Here is a 4,841-nt window from a genome sequence, read left to right as displayed (position 1 = left end):
GCCCTTGTCTTTGCCGACCACCGAGACCTTCGACCTCATCGGCTACAGGACGGTGATGGCGCAGGGCGATTTCATCCAGTATTTCCAAAACAGTTTGACGGTGACCGTCGCCTCGCTGTTCTTCGTGCTCCTGTTCGGCGCCATGGCGGCGTTCGCGCTGTCGGAATACCGCTTCAAGGGCAATACGATGATGGGCCTGTATCTGGCCCTTGGCATCATGATCCCGATCCGGCTTGGCACGGTCGCGATCCTCCAGCTGATGGTGGCCAGCGGGTTGGTCAACACGCTGACCGCACTGGTGCTGGTCTACACAGCACAAGGCCTGCCGCTTGCCGTCTTCATCCTGTCCGAATTCATGAAGCAGGTATCGGACGATCTGAAGAACGCCGGGCGCATCGACGGTCTGTCTGAATACCGCATCTTCTTCCGCCTCGTCCTGCCGCTGGTCCGCCCGGCCATGGCCACCGTCGCTGTCTTCACCATGATCCCGATCTGGAACGATCTGTGGTTCCCGTTGATCCTGGCACCCTCGGAAGCGACCAAGACCGTCACGCTTGGCGCGCAGGTGTTCATCGGCCAGTTCGTCACCAACTGGAACGCCGTCTTGGCCGCGCTCTCGCTCGCCATCCTGCCGGTGCTGGTCCTCTACTTCTTCTTCTCGCGGCAACTGATCCGCGGCATCACTTCGGGAGCCGTCAAGTGACCACTCAAAAGCCCCTTCGCGTCGTCGTCGCCGGTCTCGGCAATATGGGCCGCAGCCATGCGCTCGCCTATCACAACAACCCCGGCTTTGAGATCGCGGCCCTGGTCAACCGTTCGGACGTGCCGCTGCCGGCGGGTATGGAGGGCTACACGATCCAGCGTTCGTTCGAGGATGCGATCCGCGAGTTGAAGCCGGACGTCGCGTCGATCAACACCTACTCCGACAGCCACGCCGACTACGCCGTCATGGCGCTGGAGGCCGGCTGCCATGTGTTCCTGGAAAAGCCGCTGGCAACCACTGTCGCCGACGCCGAACGTGTCGTGGCGTGCGCCAAGGCCAATGGCCGCAAGCTGGTCGTCGGTTATATCCTGCGCCATCACCCGTCGTGGATGCGGATGATCGCCGAGGCGCGTGCGCTGGGCGGCCCTTACGTCTTCCGCATGAACCTCAACCAGCAGTCGTCCGGCCACAAGTGGGACACCCACAAGCAGCTGATGAAGACGACCTCGCCGATCGTCGACTGCGGCGTGCACTATCTCGATGTCATGTGCCAGATCACCGACGCCGACCCGGTCGAAGTGCGCGGCATGGGCCTGCGCATGACCGACGAGATCGACCCGGCGATGTACAATTACGGCCATCTTCAGGTGCTGTTCGCCGACGGTTCGGTCGGCTGGTACGAGGCCGGCTGGGGTCCGATGATGTCGGAGACGGCCTTCTTCGTGAAGGACGTCATTTCACCCAAGGGCAGCGTGTCGATCGTCGTCAACGAGGCCGCGACCAAGTCGGACGACGTCGATTCCCACACCAAGACCAGCATGATCCGCGTCCATCGCGCCGACCTCGGTTCCGACGGCCATTTCCTGCGCGCCGACGAGGATCTGTCGATGAAGGACGAGCCCGGCCACCAGGGACTGTGCGACCGCGAGCAGGCCTTCGTGCTCAAGGCCATCCGCGAGGACATCGACCTTACCCGTCACATGGATGACGCCGTCAAATCACTGCGCGTATGCCTGGCAGCGGACGAGAGCGTCCGCACCGGCCTGCCCGTCAAGCTCTAAAAGAGGGAATAGCCTGTGGGATCTCTCAAGATCGAAAACGTCAAGAAGTCCTTCGGCCCGGTCGACGTGCTGAAAGGCATCGACCTTGACGTCAAGGACGGCGAGTTCGTCGTTTTCGTCGGCCCGTCGGGCTGCGGAAAGTCGACCTTGCTGCGCATCATCGCCGGCCTTGAAGATGCGACGTCGGGCGACGTGCTCATCGACGGCGCCAGGGTCACCAACGCGCCGCCGTCCAAGCGCGGCATCGCCATGGTGTTCCAGACCTACGCGCTTTATCCGCACCTCACCGTGCGCGACAACATGAGCCTTGGCCTCAAGCAGGCGGGAACGCCGACTGCCGAGATCGACCAGCGCATCGCAGCGTCCTCGGCCATGCTGTCGCTCGAACCCTACCTCAAGCGCCGCCCGGCCGAACTGTCCGGCGGCCAGCGCCAGCGCGTCGCCATCGGCCGCGCTTTGGTGCGCGAGCCAAAGCTGTTCCTGTTCGACGAGCCGCTGTCGAACCTCGATGCAGCACTGCGCGTCAACACGCGTCTGGAGATCGCCCAGCTTCACCACCGGCTCAAGGCGACGATGGTCTATGTCACTCACGACCAGGTCGAGGCGATGACGCTCGCCGACCGCATCGTCGTGCTCAACRCCGGCCGTGTCGAGCAGGTCGGCGCGCCGATGGAGCTCTACAACAAGCCGGCCAATCTCTTCGTTGCCGGCTTCATCGGCTCGCCTAAGATGAACTTCATCGACGGTTCCCGGCTCGGCGAAACCGCCAAGACCATCGGCGTCCGCCCCGAGCACATCGCGGTCAGCGACACCGCTGGTACCTGGAAGGGCACTGTCATTCACGCCGAGCATCTCGGCGCCGACACCAATGTCTTCTTGGAAACCGAAAAGGCCGGCCTCATCACCATCCGGCTGTTCGGCGAATACCAGACCGGTCCCGGTGCCACGCTTTATGCAACGCCTGACGCAGCACGGACCTATCGCTTCGACGCCGACGGCAACGCGATAGGGTAGGGGCTGCTCTGCTCCCGACTGCCCCTCATCCCCCTTCCGGGACCTTATCCCCGTAAACGGGGAGAAAGAGGTTGGGTGCAACGCCGGCGCCTCCCTCGCCCCGTCCTTACGGGGAGAGGGTAAGGGTGAGGGGCTGCACATCTGTCAAAAGTCGGCTCTCAACCCAGCCGCAGCCGCTGCGTCGCTTCGATATCCAGCCCAGCGTCCCCAATCACCACCCCGAACATCTCCATGGCTTGCACACGCGTGTAGTAGCCGAGCCCGACATCGCGCAGCACCAGCTCCGGATCACGCTCAAGCGGGTCGCCATAGCCGCCGCCGCCGGGCGTGCCGACGAGCACCCGGTCGCCGGCTTTGAGCGGAATGTCCTGCTCTTTCGACAGGTGCTTTGGCACATGCGGCTGCCCGTCGCGAAACACCGTGACCATGTTCACCGCGCCATCCTTGCCGCCCAGCGCGCCTTGCGGGCCGAAGCGGCCATGGTCCATGACGAAGGAGGCGCGCGCTTCGCCTCGCAGCAGCTCGATCTCGTAGGCGAGGCCGAAGCCGCCGCGCTGCTGGCCCGCGCCGCCGGAGCCTTCGCGCAGCGCATAGTGCCGGTAGAGGACAGGGTAGGCCTGTTCCATGATCTCGACCGGCGGCGACTTCGAAATGCCGATGGTCGAGCAGCCGTTCGACAGCCCGTCATGGTCAACATTACCGCCATACCCGCCGCCCGAGATCTGGTACATGACATAGTCGCGGCCGCGTGCAGGGTCGTTGCCGCCAAGTGCGAAATTGCCGCTCGATCCGGCCGGCGAAGCTGTCACTCTGTCGGGTGTGGCCTGAACCATCGCGGCGAAAACGGCTTCGGCGATGCGCTGCGAAACCTCAGCCGCGCAGCCAGAGACAGGACGCGGATAGCGCGCATCGAGGAACGTGCCTTCCGGCCGCTTGATGTGAAGCGGCTCGAAGGCGCCGGCGCTGATCGGCACGTCGGGGAAGATGTGGCGCATGGCGAGATAGACCGACGACAAGGTCGTTGCCAGCACGCTGTTCATCGGCCCGGCGCAGGGTTTCGACGAGCCGGAAAAATCGAAGGTGAGTTCATCGCCTGCCTTTTCGATCGTGAGCGCAATCGTCAGCGGCGCGTCGACCACCCCGTCGGAGTCGACAAAGGCCTTCGATCGATAGGCTCCGTCGGGCAAGGCTGAGATATGCGCCCGCATCTGCTCCGCCGCGCGCCGGCGCAGCTCAGCGATTGCCGCGACAACCGTTTCATCACCGTAACGATCCAGGATCTGGAACAGCCTGTCCTGCCCGACATACAGAGCTGCCGCCTGTGCGCGGATGTCGCCGATGCGCTGGTCGGCCACGCGGATGTTGGAGCAGATGATGGCGTAGATCTCGGGGTCCATCACGCCCTTCTTGAACAGCTTGACCGGCGGCAGGCGCAGCCCTTCCTGTTCCACCGCCGTCGCGGATGCCGAAAAGCCGCCGGGTACCGAACCGCCGATATCAGGCCAGTGGCCGGTGTTCGACAGCCAGCAGAAGATCTTTCCCCGGCGCCACACCGGCATGGCAAAACGCACATCCATCAGATGCGTGCCGCCGAGATAAGGGTCGTTGACGATGTATATATCGCCTTCTTCAGGCGGCAGGCAGCGGCCGTCAGCGATCATCTCGATGATCGTCTTCGTAGAGTACTGCATGACGCCGACAAATACCGGCAGGCCTTGCGAGCCCTGCGCGATCAGCGCGCCGTCGACTGCCGAATAGATGCCGTCGGAGCGGTCGTTGGCCTCGGCGATGACAGGCGAAAACGCCGCGCGCGAGAACGTCAGGTCCATCTCGTCGCAGGTTTGCTGCAAGGCTGCCTGGATGACGGAGAGCGTGATGGCGTCGAGGCTCATGGTGTGAGCTCTCGGCAAATCGCTCGGCGAAATTCCCCCTCACCCGGCCTCCGCTTCGCTCGGCCACCCTCTCCCCGCTGGGGAGAGGAGACTTGCAACGCCTGCGCCCATCTCTCAGACGTGGAAAAGATAGGAAAAAACGGCTGAAGGCCTCCTCTCCCCAGCGGGGAG

4 protein-coding genes are annotated in these 4,841 nt (G+C 63.8%); 3 read left to right on the top strand and 1 reads right to left on the bottom strand.

The genetic code is table 11. The features are described 5' to 3' along the window. The 3 genes from AC1DWF_RS30295 to AC1DWF_RS30285 form a co-directional block, all read left to right on the top strand. Positions 1-703, top strand: a 703-nt coding sequence (locus tag AC1DWF_RS30295) for a carbohydrate ABC transporter permease (protein WP_476842444.1), incomplete at its 5' end; no start/stop codon positions are given. Continuing rightward, positions 700-1,764, top strand: a complete 1,065-nt coding sequence (locus AC1DWF_RS30290; RefSeq protein ID WP_476788266.1) for a Gfo/Idh/MocA family protein — start codon at positions 700-702, stop codon at positions 1,762-1,764. The genes AC1DWF_RS30295 and AC1DWF_RS30290, both read left to right, overlap by 4 nt. A gap of 15 nt (positions 1,765-1,779) precedes the next feature. Further along, entirely contained in the window at positions 1,780-2,778 is a 999-nt protein-coding gene (locus AC1DWF_RS30285) for an ABC transporter ATP-binding protein (RefSeq protein ID WP_476842443.1), read from the top strand. A 158-nt stretch (positions 2,779-2,936) separates the two neighbouring features. On the opposite strand, the gene AC1DWF_RS30280 is transcribed toward AC1DWF_RS30285, so the two are convergent. Then, a complete protein-coding gene (locus AC1DWF_RS30280; protein ID WP_476783249.1) occupies positions 2,937-4,670 on the bottom strand; it encodes a hydantoinase B/oxoprolinase family protein in 1,734 nt (577 codons plus the stop codon). Positions 4,671-4,841 lie beyond the last annotated feature (171 nt).

The organism is Aminobacter sp. P4_D5 (assembly GCF_056401815.1).
This window is presented reverse-complemented; position numbering and strand designations above follow the sequence as displayed.

Excerpts from the sequence above, each read along its gene's own strand:
- AC1DWF_RS30280 (WP_476783249.1), bottom strand. The coding sequence starts at position 4,670 with ATGAGCCTCGACGCCATCACGCTCTCCGTCATCCAGGCAGCCTTGCAG.